Origin of the sequence: Sphingomonas sp. Leaf32, from assembly GCF_001421765.1 — a bacterium.
In the GTDB taxonomy this organism is placed as follows: Bacteria; Pseudomonadota; Alphaproteobacteria; order Sphingomonadales; family Sphingomonadaceae; genus Sphingomonas.
The window spans coordinates 79869-95289 of the sequence record NZ_LMLA01000002.1 but is presented as its reverse complement, the minus strand read 5'-3'; the positions used below and the strand labels follow the sequence as shown (position 1 = coordinate 95289).

General features: G+C 66.7%; 18 protein-coding genes. 15 read left to right on the top strand and 3 right to left on the bottom strand.

Annotation, left to right across the window (positions count from 1 at the left end; translation table 11 throughout):
• The first annotated feature begins 52 nt into the window (after window positions 1–52).
• Entirely contained in the window at window positions 53–1156 is a 1104-nt protein-coding gene (locus ASE83_RS05870) for a Gfo/Idh/MocA family protein (protein WP_055785213.1), read from the top strand.
• Window positions 1153–1611, top strand: coding sequence for a cupin domain-containing protein (locus ASE83_RS05865; protein ID WP_082443141.1), 459 nt, complete (start codon window positions 1153–1155; stop codon window positions 1609–1611). The genes ASE83_RS05870 and ASE83_RS05865 overlap by 4 nt, the downstream gene beginning before the upstream one ends.
• A gap of 40 nt (window positions 1612–1651) precedes the next feature.
• Here the strand turns inward: ASE83_RS05865 and ASE83_RS05860 are convergent, their stop codons facing one another.
• Complete coding sequence (locus tag ASE83_RS05860) at window positions 1652–4225, bottom strand: TonB-dependent receptor plug domain-containing protein (protein WP_055785210.1); 2574 nt, start codon at window positions 4223–4225, stop codon at window positions 1652–1654.
• Between ASE83_RS05860 and ASE83_RS18415 the strand changes: the two genes are divergently transcribed.
• The 4 genes from ASE83_RS18415 to ASE83_RS05845 all read left to right on the top strand — a co-directional run bounded on the left by ASE83_RS18415 (window position 4224) and on the right by ASE83_RS05845 (window position 5808).
• Window positions 4224–4391: a hypothetical protein gene (locus ASE83_RS18415; protein ID WP_156352769.1), complete on the top strand. Its 168-nt coding sequence runs from the start codon at window positions 4224–4226 to the stop codon at window positions 4389–4391. The genes ASE83_RS05860 and ASE83_RS18415 overlap by 2 nt on opposite strands.
• Window positions 4392–4481: 90 nt before the next feature.
• Window positions 4482–4808: a 50S ribosomal protein L21 gene (gene rplU, locus ASE83_RS05855; protein ID WP_055785208.1), complete on the top strand. Its 327-nt coding sequence runs from the start codon at window positions 4482–4484 to the stop codon at window positions 4806–4808.
• A 30-nt stretch (window positions 4809–4838) separates the two neighbouring features.
• Window positions 4839–5108, top strand: coding sequence for a 50S ribosomal protein L27 (rpmA, locus tag ASE83_RS05850; protein ID WP_055755412.1), 270 nt, complete (start codon window positions 4839–4841; stop codon window positions 5106–5108).
• A 157-nt stretch (window positions 5109–5265) separates the two neighbouring features.
• The gene (locus ASE83_RS05845; RefSeq protein WP_200921824.1) at window positions 5266–5808 is read left to right on the top strand and encodes a GNAT family N-acetyltransferase; all 543 of its coding nucleotides are present in this window, start codon (window positions 5266–5268) and stop codon (window positions 5806–5808) included.
• A gap of 205 nt (window positions 5809–6013) precedes the next feature.
• Here ASE83_RS05845 and ASE83_RS05840 read toward each other — a convergent pair whose 3' ends face one another.
• Both ASE83_RS05840 and ASE83_RS05835 read right to left on the bottom strand, forming a co-directional pair.
• Window positions 6014–6211 carry a hypothetical protein gene (locus tag ASE83_RS05840; RefSeq protein ID WP_055785206.1) on the bottom strand — a complete coding sequence of 66 codons (198 nt, stop codon included), beginning with the start codon at window positions 6209–6211 and terminating at the stop codon, window positions 6014–6016.
• Window positions 6212–6250: 39 nt separating this feature from the next.
• Window positions 6251–7114, bottom strand: coding sequence for a metal-dependent hydrolase (locus ASE83_RS05835; RefSeq protein ID WP_055785329.1), 864 nt, complete (start codon window positions 7112–7114; stop codon window positions 6251–6253).
• A gap of 32 nt (window positions 7115–7146) precedes the next feature.
• On the opposite strand from ASE83_RS05835, the gene ASE83_RS05830 reads away from it, so the two are divergent.
• The 9 genes from ASE83_RS05830 (at window position 7147) to lptG (ending at window position 15370) form a co-directional block, all read left to right on the top strand.
• Entirely contained in the window at window positions 7147–7728 is a 582-nt protein-coding gene (locus ASE83_RS05830; protein WP_055785203.1) for a TetR/AcrR family transcriptional regulator, read from the top strand.
• Between the two features lie 2 nt (window positions 7729–7730).
• Window positions 7731–8213 (top strand): GNAT family N-acetyltransferase, encoded by a 483-nt coding sequence (locus ASE83_RS05825; protein WP_200921825.1) that lies wholly within the window; start codon window positions 7731–7733, stop codon window positions 8211–8213.
• Window positions 8214–8258: 45 nt separating this feature from the next.
• On the top strand, window positions 8259–9305 hold the full coding sequence (obgE, locus tag ASE83_RS05820; RefSeq protein WP_055785198.1) for a GTPase ObgE: 1047 nt from the start codon (window positions 8259–8261) through the stop codon (window positions 9303–9305).
• The gene (gene proB / locus ASE83_RS05815; RefSeq protein WP_055785196.1) at window positions 9290–10429 is read left to right on the top strand and encodes a glutamate 5-kinase; all 1140 of its coding nucleotides are present in this window, start codon (window positions 9290–9292) and stop codon (window positions 10427–10429) included. The genes obgE and proB overlap by 16 nt, the downstream gene beginning before the upstream one ends.
• 5 nt (window positions 10430–10434) lie before the next feature.
• Window positions 10435–11325, top strand: coding sequence for an NAD-dependent epimerase/dehydratase family protein (locus tag ASE83_RS05810; protein WP_055785194.1), 891 nt, complete (start codon window positions 10435–10437; stop codon window positions 11323–11325).
• 33 nt (window positions 11326–11358) lie between these two features.
• On the top strand, window positions 11359–11604 hold the full coding sequence (locus tag ASE83_RS05805) for an acyl carrier protein (RefSeq protein ID WP_055785191.1): 246 nt from the start codon (window positions 11359–11361) through the stop codon (window positions 11602–11604).
• A 32-nt stretch (window positions 11605–11636) separates the two neighbouring features.
• Window positions 11637–12899, top strand: a complete 1263-nt coding sequence (spt, locus tag ASE83_RS05800; protein WP_082443140.1) for a serine palmitoyltransferase — start codon at window positions 11637–11639, stop codon at window positions 12897–12899.
• 183 nt (window positions 12900–13082) lie between these two features.
• Window positions 13083–14279, top strand: a complete 1197-nt coding sequence (gene lptF / locus ASE83_RS05795; RefSeq protein ID WP_200921823.1) for an LPS export ABC transporter permease LptF — start codon at window positions 13083–13085, stop codon at window positions 14277–14279.
• The gene (gene lptG / locus ASE83_RS05790) at window positions 14279–15370 is read left to right on the top strand and encodes an LPS export ABC transporter permease LptG (RefSeq protein ID WP_055785187.1); all 1092 of its coding nucleotides are present in this window, start codon (window positions 14279–14281) and stop codon (window positions 15368–15370) included. Before lptF ends, lptG begins: the two co-directional genes overlap by 1 nt.
• Window positions 15371–15421: the final 51 nt, after the last annotated feature.

Sequence of the window (15421 nt, the reverse complement as noted above, 5' to 3'; positions counted from 1 at the left end):
ACGGCATAACCTCCGGCGGCATCGTTCCCCTGCAACCGCCGGAGACGCCGACATGGACCTAGCCCGCCGCGACCTGATCCTCAGCGCGGCCGCGCTATCCCTGGCCTCCAGCACGCGGGGCCTGGCCGCCAGCGACCGGCCGCTCGGCTATGCGATCGTCGGCCTCGGCAATTACGGGCTGGGCCGGATCATCCCCGAATTCGCCAATTGCCGCCATAGCCGGCTGGCGGCGGTGGTCAGCGGAGATCGAGCCAAGGCGGAAAAGGTCGCCGCCGAGCACAAGCTGCCCGTCGGCGCGATCTACAATTACCGCGATTTCGACCGCATCCGCGACAATCCGGACGTCGACATCGTCTATATCTGCCTGCCCAATTCGATGCACGCCGAATACACCATCCGCGCGGCGCGGGCGGGCAAGCATGTACTGTGCGAAAAGCCGATGGCGGTATCGGTCGCCGAATGCGAAGCGATGATCGCCGCCTGCCGCAAGGCGGATCGCAAGCTGATGATCGGCTATCGCTGCCACTTCGAACCATACAACCGCGAAGCGATGCGGCTGGCGAAGAGCGGGGCGGCGGGCAATATCCGCTATGTCCGCTCGGAACACGGGTTCACCGCCGGCGACCCGACGATGTGGCGGCTGAAGCGCGCTATGTCGGGTGGCGGGTCGCTGATGGACATGGGCGTCTACAGCCTGCAGGCGGCGCGCTACATGACCGGGGAAGAACCGGTGGCGGTAACCGCGCGTGAATCGACCGACCGCCGCGACCCGCGCTTTGCGGAGGTCGAGGACATGATCGACTGGACGCTGGAGTTTCCCTCCGGTGCGATCGGCAGTTGCCAGTCGTCCTACAGCGCCAACCACAACCATATCCTGCTGATGGGCGACAAGGGGCGGATCGAGCTGGAGCCGGCGACCGGCTATGCGGGGCAGCGCCTGTGGGTCGGCAATGGCCGCGAGCGAACGGTCACGCCGCCGCCCGGCCCCGGCAAGACCCAGTTCGCCGGGCAGCTCGATCACATGGCGGAGTCGGTACGCACGGGGCGAACGCCGATCGTGTCGGGCGAGGAAGGGCTGCGCGACATGCGGATCATCGAAGCGATCTATCGATCCGCGCGGGAGGGCCGTACGATCCGCCTGGACGGCCGGGCATGAGGAACACGCTGCGCCTCGCCCCGCTGGCCCTGTTGCTGGCGGTACCGTCCTTCGCACAGGACTTCGCCAGCGGCAGCGACATCGACGCCCGTGTCGAAGCGATGGGCAAGGCGATGAAGCCCGGTCAGGGCTTTGCGTGGGAACCGGTGGTCCGCGATGGCGAACGGGTGGCGGCGCTGGAATATTGGAAAGCGCCCGGCCGTCCGGCGGTTCATCCCGAACAGGCCGAATATGCCATCGTCATCGCCGGCGCCGGCACGCTGCGGACCGGCAAGGCGATGGAAGGCGGGCGCGAGACTCAACCCGGCCTGATCGAAGGCGACCGGATCGTCGACGCGGTCGACCGGCAGCTCAAGCCCGGTGACGTCCTGCTCATCCCGGCGGGCGTCCCGCACTGGTTCGGGATCACCGGCGACCGGCTGGTGCTGTTGGGAACGAAGATTCCGGTGAAATAGGCGGCGGGCAGGCGCGATGCCCCTGCCCGCCTGTCCCTTGTCAGAACTTCACGCCGGCGCGGGCGTACAGGTAGCGCCCGTTGAAGCCGAACGGCGAGAAGCTGGAATAGGGGATGAAGTAGTTGTTGATCGCCGTCGCGCCCAGGATCGGGTTGCGCGTCGGATAGACGTCGAACAGGTTGTTCGCGCCGATCGCCAGCTCGAACTGCCCCGGCGTCGCGCGGAGTTCGAGGTCGGTCAGCCACTTCGGCTCCAGCTCGACATCGGTCGCTACCGCGCCGCCGGGCGACAGCGTGTTGCCGAACCGGTTGGTGCGGGCGGTGATGCCGAAGATGCCCTGCGACCAGTCGAGGCCGACATTGACCTTCGACCGCGGCTGCCCTTGCGTCAGGCGCAGCGATTCCTGCCGCCCGAACAGCGTTACGCCCGGAATCGCCGACAGGGTCGACCGATCGGTAATGTCGGTCTGGTTATAGTTGTAGCCGGCGGTCAGCGTGACGCTGCCGATGCCGAGGTCGGGCACGCGGTACGTGCCGACCACCTCGACGCCCTGCGTCCGGGTGTCGATGCCGTTGATGAAGAAGCGGGCCGAGGTGATGTCCTGAATGCCCGCCGCGCGCAGCACCGCGACGACCGCCGTGCCCTGCAGGTTTTCGGACAGGATGATGCGGTCGTTAATCTTGATGTTGTAATAGTCGGCGGTCAGCGTCAGCCCGCGCAACGGGGTGAGCGTCAGGCCCCCGCCGATATTGAGCGACTTTTCCGCTTCCAGCTGACGCGACCCCAGCGCGCGGGCGACCGGATCGCCGACGCGGAAGGTGCCGATCTCGACCAGCGTCCCGCCGATATTCTGCGTGGCGAAGGACGAAAAGAACTGCTGCGCGAGGCTGGGCGCGCGGAACCCGGTCGAAATCGATCCGCGCAACGCCGCCCATTCGACCGGCGCGAAGCGCGCGGCGAGCTTGCCGTTCACCGTATCGCCGAAATCGCTGTAATGTTCGTAACGGCCGGCGGCGACGACGTTGAACGCATCGCTGACCTTCGCGTCCAGCTCGGCATAGCCGGCATAGCTGTTGCGCGACGCATCGACCCGGCTGTTGGGCGAAAAGCCGGGGAAGCCCTGCGCCCCGGCGGCGGCACCGTTGCTGAACGCGAACGGCCCGGCGGCATAGCTCTGGAATTCGCCGGCGACGATCTTGTAATTCTCGTTGCGATATTCGCCGCCCAGCGCCAGCGACAGCGACGACAGGAACCCGACGGCGATCTCACGCTGCAGGTCGAGATTGACCGTCTGCTGGCCGAAACGCGTACCACCGGCGTTGAACGCGCGTTGCGATTGCGGGCCGAACGAGGCGTTGTAGCTGTTCTCGATCCGAAAATCGAAGTTGTTGGTGCCGTAGACATAGGACAGGTCGTATTTGAACCCGGCCACTTCGCCCTTCACGCCCAGCGCGCCGGAGAAATCCTCCATCTGGCTGGTGATGAGCGGCAGGAAACCATCGGCATAGAAGGGCGTGCAGACCGTGCCGGTGAAGGTGCAGTTGCGCAGGTCCTGAATGTTGCTGTTGGCGTCACGGCCCGACGCGCGGCGATAGAAGGCGGCGCTTTCGCCGTCGCGAACGCCATAGCTGCCGAAGATATAGAGTTCGGACGTCGCGCCGATGTCGACGCCGCCATTCAGGAAGAAGTTGAAGTCGGTCGTCTTCGCATCGCCATAGCGATGATTGACGCGGTTCGCGCTGAATTCCCGCGGATCGACGCCACCGGTGGACAGCAACGGATACAGGCGGCGCGGATCATATCCGGCGCGATCGGTCGGGTTGCGGTCGCGATATTCGCCGGTCAGGTTCAGATAGGCGGTTTCGCCCATCGGCAGGCCCATGTTCGCCGCAAAGGTGACGGTGCGGCCGTCGCGAACCTCACGATCGCGGCCGGTTTCCTCCAGCACATAGGTGCCGTCGGCGCGGACCTGCGGCTGGCCGTTCGCCTGTCGCGCGACGCCCGATACCTCGGCGACGTCCTCCATCGACGAGACGTACTTGCCATAGGTCATCGTCGCGCGACCGCCTTCGCGGCGCTTGAGCTGGACGTTGATGACGCCCGCGATCGCATCCGAACCATATTGCGACGACGCGCCGTCGCGCAGCACGTCGATCCGCTCGATCGCGAGGCTGGGAATGGTGTTGAGGTCGACCGCCGACGATCCGCGCCCGACCGACCCGTTGGCGTTCAGCAGCGAGGTCGTATGGCGACGCTTGCCGTTGACCAGCACCAGCGTCTGATCGGGCGACAGGCCACGCAGCGTCGCCGGGCGGACGACGTCGGTGCCGTCGGTGATCGAGGGCTGCGGAAAGTTGAACGAAGGGACCAGCTGGTTCAGCAGCTTGTTGGTTTCGGTATAGCCGGCATTCACCAGCGCATCGCCGGTGATGACATCGACCGGCACCGGGCTTTCGGCGACCGTCCGCCCCTGCGCACGCGTGCCGACGACCAGGATTTCCTCACCTGCCGGAACCTGATCGACAGGCGGCGGCGCGTCCGCGACCTGCGCGAAGGCCGGCACGGCGGCCATCGCGCTCGACAGGAACAGCGCGGTGAAAACGGCTTTACGCATGAAAATCTCCCCCAGGCACGGGCACTTGCCCATGCTGTTGCGCACCAACCCTTCCCTTCGCAATATTCTGGCGCAACCCTCGGTCGCGAATGGTCACACGATTGTCACGCCACCGTTGCCGCGCTGCAACATCGGTTTCGTGGCCGAATCGCGCCTTCGCCATTGACAGCGTGAGTGCGCTTGCCTAGTCACGATCCACTTGCCGTGTGGGGTATCTCCACGCGGACATATTGTATTTGGGAAAGAAGCAAGGGCCATGTTCGCAATCGTGCGCACGGGCGGCAAGCAGTATCGCGTTGCCGCAGGAGACAAGATCGTCGTCGAGAAGCTCGATGGCGAAGCTGGCAGCAACGTGACGCTCGGCGACGTGCTCCTTGCCGGCGAAGGTTCGGAACTGAAGTCGGTCGAAGGGCTGACGGTTTCGGCGGAAATCATCGCGCAGGCGAAGGGCGAGAAGGTCATCGTCTTCAAGAAGCGCCGCCGGCATAACTACCGTCGCAAGAACGGTCATCGCCAGCAGCACACCATCCTGAAGATCACCGCGATCGGCGACAAGCGCGCTGACGACAGCGCCGCCGCATAAGCGCCTGAGCGAATACGAGGAGTTTGATCCATGGCACATAAAAAAGCAGGCGGTTCGTCGCGTAACGGTCGTGATTCGGCCGGCCGTCGCCTTGGCGTGAAGAAGTTCGGTGGCCAGGAAGTGGTCGCGGGCAACATTATCGTGCGTCAGCGCGGGACCAAGTTCTATCCGGGCGTGAACGTCGGCATGGGCAAGGACCATACCCTGTTCGCACTGGTCGATGGCCGCGTGGCGTTCAAGGAAGGCAAGCTCGGCCGCAAGTTCGCGTATGTCGAGATGCAGGCCCAGGCCGCAGAATAACGGGCTACCACACGGGTCGCCCACCAGGGTGACCCGGGTTCCGGCGACGGAACCAGCCAACAAGAGGGAGGCGGGTCACCCCGGCTCCCTTTTTTTATTGCTCTCTCCGGCCCCTGCCCGCCCCGATGCGGAGGCGCGGCGCATTGGAGAGACGCTGATGTTCGCCCGTACCGAACGCCTGACGCTGCGCCCCGGCTGGATCGAGGACGCGCCGACCCTGCTGACCGCGATCGGCCATGAGGCGGTCGTGCGCAACCTGTCGCGTCCGCCCTGGCCCTACACGCTGTCGGATGCGGAGGCGTTCGTCGGCGCATGGGCGGGCGATCCCGGCCCGGTATTCCTGATCTTTGCCCATGACGCCGGGCGTTGCGACCTGATCGGCGGGATCGGGATCGGACCGCTCGGCGACCTGCCGCACGTCATGGGCTATTGGTTGACGCCGTCCGCATGGGGCCGTGGCTATGCGACCGAAGCAGGCCGCGCGGTGCTGGACATCGCCGCGACGCTGGGCATCACGCGCGTCGATGCCGGGCACTATGTCGACAATCCGGCGTCGGGTGCCGTCCTGCGGCGGCTGGGCTTCGTTCCGACCGGTACGCGCAGCCTGATTCCGTCGCGCGGACGAGGCGTGGCGGTCGAGACGATCGATTATGCCATCAGCCTGTCGGATCGACAGGGCGCCCGGCAGCTTGCGGCCTGATCGCGGCGGAACGTAGCGCACGCCCGGCTGGTTGAGGTCGGACGGCGCTGCTGCCACACCCGATGAGGACGCTCCGATGATCGATCCAGAAACGCCCGAACAGAAAGAGATGGAAGACGTTCAGGAAGAAGCCGCCGAGGAACGCGAGGAAGAGGGCGGTTACCAGTGACCGCGCGATCGGGGTGCGGCACCGCCGCCACCCCGGTCACCCCTCCAGCAGATCGAGATAGCCAACCACGTCGTTGCTGGTCTGCAGATACAGGCCCGGCTGTATCTCTTCCGGCTCCCGCGCGGCGGCGGACATCGCTTCGGCAAGCGTACCGTACAGGATCGTGGTCGCGACCCCGCCCTCGTCATCGAGGTGGTAGAGCCGTACCGCCGCTTCTTCGGACACCGTTCGCATCACTGTCCCCTGCCGCGTCGCACCGTGCGGGGCAAGTCTTCACGCGCTGGCGAGCCGCGCCGCCTCGAACTCGCTGTCGACCCGTCCGATGAGCGCGCGGTCGTCGTGGTTCCATGGATGGAAGCCGGGCAGGAAGAAGGCGAACCACAGGCCCATCACCTTGCGCGCCATGCCGGGCCGCCCGAACGCATAGGCGAACAGCCGCCATTTCACGCGCGTACCGGTCCATCCATCCTGCGCCAGCAGGTCGAGCATCCCCGTCGTCCGCCCGCAGAAGAATTTGGCGGTGACGATCAGCATGACCAGCGCCTTGACCCGCCAGCGCCTGAACCGCCCCCAATGCCGGGTCGCGTGCAGCCAGGTGTCATAGGCGACGCCCTTGTGCTCGATCTCCTCGATCGCGTGCCAGCGCCACAGATCGGCCGCCGCCCGATCCCCGCCCGCCAGATGGCGCGGGTTCGCCACTAGCTGGTGAGCCAGGATCGCGGTGAAATGCTCCAGCGCCATCGTCGCCGCCAGATTGGCGATCGGCGGCCTGCCGCGCGTGATCGCCAGTTCGCGGTCGACCCGCGCCTCCAGCCGGGACGTGTCATAGCCCTGATCGGTGACGTGGCGGTTGAACGCGACATGCTCGCGCGTGTGGATCGCCTCCTGCTTCACGAAGGCGCGGATTTCGGCGGCGAGGCGCGGTGGTACGTCGTCGCGAAACTGGCGAACGCTGTCGATGAAAAAACCCTCGCCCTTCGGAAAGGTCACCGACAGCGCGTTGTAGAAGGCGGTGGCGACCGGATCATCGTTCAGCCAGTAGCGCCGATAGCCGCCATCCCGCCCGAAGCGGACGTCGCGCGGGGTGATGGTCAGGTCGTCGGGAGTCTTTGCTTTCGGCACGGTTCTGCTCCACATCATCCCATGCAGATTGCAAGTTACTTACATCAATGTCAATAGCCCGCCGTCGCCTGTCCCCCGAAGCATCGCGCGATGCGGCGCTGGACGCGGCGCGCGACCTGCTGATCGAAGCGGGGCCGCAGGCGGTTACCCTGAAGGCCGTAGCAACGCGGATCGGGCGGACCCATGCCAATCTGCTGCACCATTTCGGATCGGCATCGGGGCTGCAAAAGGCGCTGGCGGAGCGGATGGCGACGTCGATCACCGCGACGATCGGCGCGGCGGTGCTTCGCGCGCGCGATGGCGATCATGACCCGCGCGAAGTCGTCGACCTGACCTTCGACGCGTTCGACCGGGAGGGTGCCGGGGCACTGGCAAGCTGGATGATCCTGTCGGGCAATGACGACGCGCTCGACCCGATCCTTGATGCGATCCACGCGCTGGTCGATCGTCTGGGCCATGAGAATGCGTTGAGCGGGATGCCGCTGGCCGATGAGACGCTGCAACTGGTGCTGATGGCGCTGGGCGATGCCTTGCTGGGCGGGGCGATGGCCAAGGCGCTGGGCCTGCCGCGCGAACGGGCGCGCGAACTGGCGGTGCGCAGCCTGATCGCGGTGCGCGGCGAGCCGTGACCCTGGTGGTGCGGCCCGCAACGCCGGGCGATGCGACGGCGATTGCCGATATCATCCTGCCGATCATCCGCGCGGGCGAAACCTATGCGCTCGACCGCGACATGACCGTGGAACAGGCGCTGGCCTTCTGGTTAGCGCCCGGACATGCGGTGTTCGTCGCCGATGTCGAGGGTCAGGTGCTCGGCAGCTATTTCTGTCGCGCGAACAAGGCCGGCGGGGGCGCGCATGTCGCCAATTGCGGCTATGCCACCCATTCGCAGGCGACCGGGCGAGGAATCGCCCGTGCGATGGCGCTGCATTCGTTCGACCATGCCCGCACCGCCGGTTTTCGCGCGATGCAGTATAATTTCGTGATCGCGACCAATGTCCGCGCGGTCCGGCTGTGGCTGTCGCTCGGCTTCGAACAGGTCGGTCGCCTGCCCGGCGCATTCGATCATCCGACGCTGGGCGCGGTCGACGCGCTGGTGCTCTATCGGCGGCTATAGCATAATCCCCTTCCCCCTTGGGGCGACTCCGACTAAGCGCGCGCAATGCATTTTCTCGATCAAGCCAAGATCTTCGTCCGTTCGGGCGGGGGCGGCCCCGGCGCCGTCAGTTTTCGCCGTGAAAAATTCATGGAGTATGGTGGCCCCGACGGCGGCAATGGCGGCAAGGGCGGCGACATCATCTTCGAAGCGGTTCCGGGTCTGAACACGCTGATCGACTTTCGCTACACCCAGCATTTCCGGGCACCGCGCGGCAGCGGCGGATCGGGCGCTAACCGCACCGGCGGCGGCGGGCGCGACCTCATCATCCGCGTGCCGGTGGGAACGCAGGTCCTGTCGGAGGACAAGGAGACTGTCCTCGCCGACTTCACCCAGCCGGGCCAGCGCGAGGTGTTCCTGCGCGGCGGCGACGGCGGGCGTGGCAATGCCAGCTACAAGACGTCGACCAACCGCGCCCCGCGCCAGCACGGCACCGGCTGGCCGGGTGACGAGGCGTGGGTGTGGCTGCGGCTGAAGCTGCTGGCCGATGCCGGCCTGGTCGGGCTGCCCAATGCCGGCAAGTCGACCTTCATCAATGCCGTGACCAATGCCAATGCGAAGGTCGGGGCCTATGCCTTCACCACCACCCGTCCGCAGCTGGGCGTGGTCAGTCACAAGCAGCGCGAGTTCGTGGTGGCGGACATCCCCGGCCTGATCGAAGGCGCGGCGGAGGGGGCCGGAATCGGCGACCGCTTCCTGGGCCATATCGAACGGTGTCGCGTGCTGCTCCACCTGATCGACAGCCATGCCGACGATCCGGTCGCGGCCTATCGCATCGTGCGCGGCGAGCTGGAGAATTACGGCGCAGACCTGGCCGACAAGCCGGAAGTCATCGCGCTGAACAAGGCCGACCTGCTCGATGAAGAACTGACCGCGGCGCTGATCGCCGAGCTGGAAGCGGAGAGCGGGGCCAAGGTGCTGCCGCTGTCGGGTGCGACCGGACAGGGGCTGGAGGCGGTGCTAGACCGGCTGATCGAGGCGATCGGGCCGGGCGAGATGCACGCGCAGGATACCGGCGACGATGAGGAACCGCGCGAATGGTCGCCGATCTAGCGGCGAGCGATCTCTTCGGCCCTGCGACCTGCCCCCGCCTGATCGTGAAGGTCGGGTCGGCGCTGCTGGTCGCGCCCGACGGACAGGCACGACGCGACTGGCTGGCGTCGCTGGTCGCGGACATCGCCACGCGGGTCGCGGACGGGCAACAGATCGTGATCGTCTCGTCGGGCGCGATTGCGCTGGGCGCGCGACGGCTGGGCCTCGCGAAAGGCGGACGCGCCAGCCTGGAGGATGCGCAGGCGGCCGCCGCGACCGGGCAGATCGCGCTGTCGAGCATCTGGGCGGAATTGCTTGGCAACCACGGCATGACCGCGGCGCAATTGCTGGTCACGCTCGACGATCTGGAGGATCGGCGGCGGTATCTTAACGTCTCGGCGACGCTCGGCCGGCTGCTCAAGCTGGGCGTCGTGCCGGTCGTCAACGAGAATGACAGCGTCGCGACCGAGGAAATCCGCTTCGGCGACAACGACCGGCTGGCCGCGCGGGTCGGTGCTGCGGCGCGGGCCAATGGCGTCGTGCTGTTGTCCGACATCGACGGGCTGTACGATTCGAACCCGCACGGCAACCCGAATGCGAGGCTGATCCCGCATGTCGCGCAGATCGATGCGGGCGTCATGGCGATGGCCGACACGAAATCATCGTCGGGCATGGGATCGGGCGGGATGGTATCGAAGATCGAGGCGGCACGGATCGCGACCGCCGCCGGTGCGAACCTCGCCATCGCGACCGGGCGGATCGATCATCCGCTCGCCCGCTTCGGCGAGACCGGCCATGGCACCGTCTTCGCGACCGCCGGCAACGCCCCGGCGCGCAAGGCGTGGCTGTCGGGTGGGCTGACCGATCGCGGATCGATCCGGATCGACGCCGGTGCCGCCCGTGCATTATCGAGCGGACGCAGCCTGCTGCCCGCCGGCGCGATCGAGATCGCCGGGGATTTCGTACGCGGTGATCTGGTGCGGATCATCGATGCCAATGGCCGGGCGGTCGCGCGCGGCCTTGCCGAATATGACGCCGGCGATGCCGCGCGGATCGTCGGGCGGCGCAGCGACGAACTGGCCGACCTGCTGGGCTATGCGCCGCGCTCGGCGCTGGTTCATCGCAACCATATGGCGTTGCTGTGAGGACGATGGCGCTTACCGGCGGAACCGGTTTCGTCGGTCGCCGCGTGATCGCGCAGGCGGTTGGGCAGGACTGGCACATCCGCGCGCTGACCCGCCGCGCGCAACCGGCCGAACCGAACGTCAACTGGGTACGCGGCGCGCTCGACAAGCCCGACAGCCTGGCCGAGTTGATGGCCGGGGCCGATGTAGTCCTGCACGTGGCCGGGGTAGTGAGCGCCCCCGATCTCGCAGGCTTCACCGCCGGCAATGTCACGGGAACACAGGCAGTGCTCGACGCGGCGCAGGCAGCGGGCGTGCGGCGGTTCGTCCATGTATCGTCGCTGTCGGCGCGCGAACCGCAGCTGTCGACCTATGGCGCGTCCAAGCGCGCGGGCGAAGAGCTGGTGGCGACCAGCGACCGCGACTGGACCATCGTCCGCCCGACCGGCGTCTATGGTCCCGGCGATACCGAAATGCGCGACATGTTCCGCATGGCGCAGATGGGGCTGGCGCTGCTGCCACCGCCGGGCAAGGTCGCGCTGGTCGCGGTCGACGACCTGGCGCGGCTGTTGCTGACGCTGGCGGAACGCAATGGCCCGCGCACGGTGCTGGAGGTCGATGACGGCCGGGCGATGACCCATGCCGAAATGGCCCGCCTGATCGGCGCGGCCGTCGGGCGCCGGGTGCTGGCGATGCATCTGCCCGCCGGGCTGTTGCGGCTGGGCGCGCGGATCGATGGCAAACTGCGGGGGGCTCGGGCGAAGCTGACGCTCGACCGGGCCGGCTATCTCGCCCATCCCGACTGGACCGCCGATCCCGCGCGCCGGCCACCGGCCGACCTGTGGCAGCCACGGATCGACACGGCACGCGGCCTTGCCGACACCGCGGCATGGTATCGCGCGCACCGTCTGCTATAGCCCCGCGCAACCACGTAACTTGGAAAGAGCAGCATGAGCGACCGCGCCGCGACCTTCGCCACGATCACCGACCTGATCGAACCGTTCAACAAGAAGGGCGTCGAGCTGACCGACGCGACGACCTTTGCCGGCGATCTCGAATGGGATAGCCTGACCGTCATGGATTTCGTCGCGGCGGTCGAGGACGAATTCGACATCGTCATCACCATGAACATGCAGGCGGACATCGAAACCGTCGGCCAGCTGGCCGACGCCGTCGAGAAGCTGAAGACCGCCTGATCCCCCTGCCCGGCCCCCGAAAGACCGACATCATGACCGAAGCCGCCGCCACCCCCCACGCCCTGCCCACATCGCCGGAAGCGGTCGCGCCCGAACGCGACCTGTTCAGCAAGTTCGATGCGCTGATCGCCGAACGCGAGGCGCTGTTGGCGACGGGCGTGCGCGATCCCTTCGCGATCGTGATGGACAAGGTGACGTCGCCGACCCAGGCGGTGATCCGGGGCAAGGACACGATCCTGCTCGGCACCTATAACTACATGGGCATGACCTTCGACCCCGACGTGATCGCGGCGGGCAAAAAGGCGTTCGACGATTTCGGATCGGGCACCACCGGCAGCCGGGTGCTGAACGGCACCTACGACCCGCACAAGGATTGCGAGGCGGCGCTGCGCGAATTCTATGGCACCGACCATGCCATGGTCTTTTCGACCGGCTATCAGGCGAACCTCGGCATCATCTCGACGCTGGCGGGCAAGGGCGAATACATCATCCTCGACGCCGACAGCCATGCGTCGATCTATGACGGCTGCTCGCTCGGCAATGCCGAGATCGTGCGCTTCCGCCACAATTCGGTCGAGGATCTCGACCGTCGCCTCGGCCGCCTGCCGAAAGAACCGGGCAAGCTGGTCGTGCTGGAGGGCGTGTATTCGATGCTCGGCGATATCGCGCCCCTGCCCGAAATGGTCGCGGTCGCGAAGAAGCATGGCTGCATGGTGCTGGTCGACGAAGCGCATGGCATGGGCTTCTTCGGACCCAACGGGCGCGGGGTGTACGAGGAACAGGGCGTCGAGAAGGACGTCGATTTCGTCGTCGGCACCTTCTCGAAATCGGTCGGCACGGTCGGCGGCTTCTGCGTATCGAACCATCCGAAGTTCGACGTGATGCGGCTGGTGTGCCGGCCCTATGTCTTCACCGCGTCGCTGCCGCCCTCGGTGGTCGCGACCGCCGCTACGTCGATCCGCAAGCTGCGCCACGCCGGCGACAAGCGTGCACATCTGTGGCGAAATTCGAAGCGGCTGCATGGCGGGCTGAAGGACCTGGGCTTCAAGCTCGGCACCGACACCCCGCAATCGGCGATCATCGCAGTGATCCTGGAGGATCAACAGCAGGCCGTGTTGATGTGGCAGGCGCTGCTCGAAGGCGGGCTGTACGTGAACATGGCGCGCCCGCCCGCGACGCCGGCCGGCACGTTCCTGCTGCGCTGTTCGCTGTGCGCCGAACACACGGCGGAACAGGTCGAGACGATTCTCGGCATGTTCGAAGCGGCGGGGAAAGCCGTGGGGGTCCTCGCCTAAAATCCTCCCCGGCACGCGGAGGGGGACCGCGACGCAAAACGACGGTTCCGTATGCGGACGCCCCCCTCCACCAGCTTCGCTGGCCCCCCTCCCCGTACCGGGGAGGATCCTGCCCCCCTCCCCGTGACGGGGAGGATCGCTAGGGACTAGCTTCGGGCGCAACCTTCGCTATAGCCTTGGCCCATGCCATCGATCGATCGCTACATGGCCCGGCTGATCGCGGTGCCGCTGTTCTCCACGCTGCTGATTTCGGCGATGCTGCTCGTCCTCGACCGGATGCTGCGGCTGTTCGATTTCGTCGCGGCGGAGGGCGGCCCGGTCAGCGTCGTGTGGCGGATGCTCGCCAACCTGCTGCCCGAATATCTGGGGCTTGGCATTCCGATCGGTCTGATGCTCGGCATCTTGCTGGCATTCCGCAAGCTCGCGACCTCGTCCGAGCTGGACGTCATGCTGGGCGTCGGCATGAGCTACTGGCGGCTGCTGCGCGTGCCGTTCATGTACGCGACGGTGCTGGCGGCGGCGAACCTCGCGATCGTTGGCTTCGTCCAGCCGCTCGCGCGCTATAATTACGAGGCGCTGCGCTTCGAACTGCGCACCGGCGCGCTTGGCGCCTCGATCAAGGTCGGCGAGTTCACGAAGCTGGGCGAGCGGATGACGCTGCGGATTGAGGAAAGCCGCAATTCTGGTGCCGACCTGCGCGGCATCTTCGTCCAGGCGAGCCGCCCGAACGGGCAATGGCTGGGCGTGACGGCGGAGCGCGGCCAGTTCCTGCGCACGGATGATCCCAACACCATCATCTTCCGCCTGACCAACGGCACGCTAATCCATAACGCGCCCGATTTCCGCGTACCCCGGACGCTGACCTTCACCGCGCACGACCTGCCGATCGACCTGCCGAAATTCGGCAGCTTCCGTCCGCGCGGCGGACGCGATCTGGAACAGACGCTGCCGCAGCTGGCGATCACCGGGCACAACCCTAAGGTCAGCGAAGAGGATCGCGACGCGGCGCGTGCGAATTTCCACTTCCGTCTGGCGGAGGTGGCGACGATGTTCCTGCTGCCAATGCTGGCGCTGGCGCTGGGCGTCCCCCCGAAGCGGTCGTCTTCGGCGCTGGGCGTGTTCCTGTCGATCGTGATGATCGTGACCTATCACAAGGTCAATGAATATGGCGAAGCGGTCGGCGGCCTGGGCCGGATCGACCCGATCATCGCGCTGTGGGGGCCGTTCCTGCTGTTCACCGCGCTGGTCCTGCGCCTCTACTGGGTCATCGCCCGCGTGCCGGGCGGCGAGCCGATCGGCGGGCTGGAGCGTGGGGCGGCGAAGGTCGGCAAGTTCATCGGCCGCTATCTGCCCGGCCGGCGGAAGCGGGCGGCGGCGTGATGCGGGCGTTCTTTCCCTCCTCGACCGTCGCGGTCTACATGGCGCGACTGTTCCTCGTCCGCACCTTCGCCATCCTGTTCGCGCTGGTGCTGGTGCTGCAGGCGCTCGACCTGCTGAGCGAAAGCGGTAAGATCCTCGCGGTGCCGGGCAACGGCCAGGCGGAAATCCTGCACTACGTATCGCTGCGCACGCCGCAGATCATCGCGCGGTTCTTGCCCTTCTCCGTCCTGCTTGGCACGATCCTGACGCTGACCCAGCTCAACCAGAACAGCGAGATCATCAGCCTGAAGGCGGGCGGCCTGTCGGCGCATCAGGTGCTGGCGCCGTTGATCCTGGCCAGCTTTGGCGTCGCTGCCTTGTCCTTCGCATTCAACGAACGCGTCGTCGCGCGCGCTACCGCGACGCTGACCATCTGGGACAATGTCGATTACGGCCCGCTGCCGGTCGACCGGGGGGAACGGACCAACGTCTGGGTCCGCGACGGCGACAATCTGATCCAAGTCGCGCGCGTCGCCGGTCGCGGGGAAGCGACCCGGCTGCGCGGCATCACCGTCTATAATCGCGATGGCAGTTCGCTGCGCGAACTCGTGACGGCCAGCAGCGGCTGGCGCGAAGGTGGCGCGTGGCGGATCGACAATGCCGAACGCTTCACGGTTACGACAGGCATCCGCGAACGGCTGGGGTCGCTGAAGATCGCCGGCGGGGTCCGCCCCGATCAGTTCACGCTCCAGAATGTCGATCCCGACGGGCTGTCGTTCGCGCAATTGTCGAGCGCTATCGGCGACCTGAACGAAGCCGGCCGTCCGACCAAGGCGCTGGAGGGTGCCTTGTGGCACAAGCTGTCCGGGCCGCTGTCGGCGGTGCTGATGCCGCTGCTGGCAGCGGTTGCGGCATTCGGCGTTGCCCGTTCGGGCAAGTTGTTTGTCCGTGCCGTCATTGGCATGGCGCTGGGGTTCACCTATTTCGTGGCGGACAATTTCGCTCTCGCGATGGGCAACCTTGGGGCCTATCCACCGTTCCTAGCGGCATGGGCGCCGTTCCTGCTGTTCTTCCTGATCGGTGAGGCGGTGCTGATCCGGACCGAGGAATAGCCCCAGGATCGTCGCACTTTGGCCGCAAAGCGCGGGCAGAGCGGGAACGAT

Excerpts from the sequence above, each read along its gene's own strand:
- spt (WP_082443140.1), top strand. The coding sequence starts at position 11,637 with ATGACCGAAGCCGCCGCCACCCCCCACGCCCTGCCCACATCGCCGGAA.
- ASE83_RS18415 (WP_156352769.1), top strand. The coding sequence starts at position 4,224 with ATGAAAATCTCCCCCAGGCACGGGCACTTGCCCATGCTGTTGCGCACC.
- proB (WP_055785196.1), top strand. The coding sequence starts at position 9,290 with ATGGTCGCCGATCTAGCGGCGAGCGATCTCTTCGGCCCTGCGACCTGC.
- rpmA (WP_055755412.1), top strand. The coding sequence starts at position 4,839 with ATGGCACATAAAAAAGCAGGCGGTTCGTCGCGTAACGGTCGTGATTCG.
- ASE83_RS05805 (WP_055785191.1), top strand. The coding sequence starts at position 11,359 with ATGAGCGACCGCGCCGCGACCTTCGCCACGATCACCGACCTGATCGAA.
- ASE83_RS05840 (WP_055785206.1), bottom strand. The coding sequence starts at position 6,211 with ATGCGAACGGTGTCCGAAGAAGCGGCGGTACGGCTCTACCACCTCGAT.
- ASE83_RS05865 (WP_082443141.1), top strand. The coding sequence starts at position 1,153 with ATGAGGAACACGCTGCGCCTCGCCCCGCTGGCCCTGTTGCTGGCGGTA.
- rplU (WP_055785208.1), top strand. The coding sequence starts at position 4,482 with ATGTTCGCAATCGTGCGCACGGGCGGCAAGCAGTATCGCGTTGCCGCA.
- lptG (WP_055785187.1), top strand. The coding sequence starts at position 14,279 with ATGCGGGCGTTCTTTCCCTCCTCGACCGTCGCGGTCTACATGGCGCGA.
- lptF (WP_200921823.1), top strand. The coding sequence starts at position 13,083 with ATGCCATCGATCGATCGCTACATGGCCCGGCTGATCGCGGTGCCGCTG.
- ASE83_RS05835 (WP_055785329.1), bottom strand. The coding sequence starts at position 7,114 with ATGTGGAGCAGAACCGTGCCGAAAGCAAAGACTCCCGACGACCTGACC.
- ASE83_RS05830 (WP_055785203.1), top strand. The coding sequence starts at position 7,147 with ATGTCAATAGCCCGCCGTCGCCTGTCCCCCGAAGCATCGCGCGATGCG.
- ASE83_RS05870 (WP_055785213.1), top strand. The coding sequence starts at position 53 with ATGGACCTAGCCCGCCGCGACCTGATCCTCAGCGCGGCCGCGCTATCC.
- ASE83_RS05810 (WP_055785194.1), top strand. The coding sequence starts at position 10,435 with ATGGCGCTTACCGGCGGAACCGGTTTCGTCGGTCGCCGCGTGATCGCG.
- ASE83_RS05860 (WP_055785210.1), bottom strand. The coding sequence starts at position 4,225 with ATGCGTAAAGCCGTTTTCACCGCGCTGTTCCTGTCGAGCGCGATGGCC.
- obgE (WP_055785198.1), top strand. The coding sequence starts at position 8,259 with ATGCATTTTCTCGATCAAGCCAAGATCTTCGTCCGTTCGGGCGGGGGC.
- ASE83_RS05845 (WP_200921824.1), top strand. The coding sequence starts at position 5,266 with ATGTTCGCCCGTACCGAACGCCTGACGCTGCGCCCCGGCTGGATCGAG.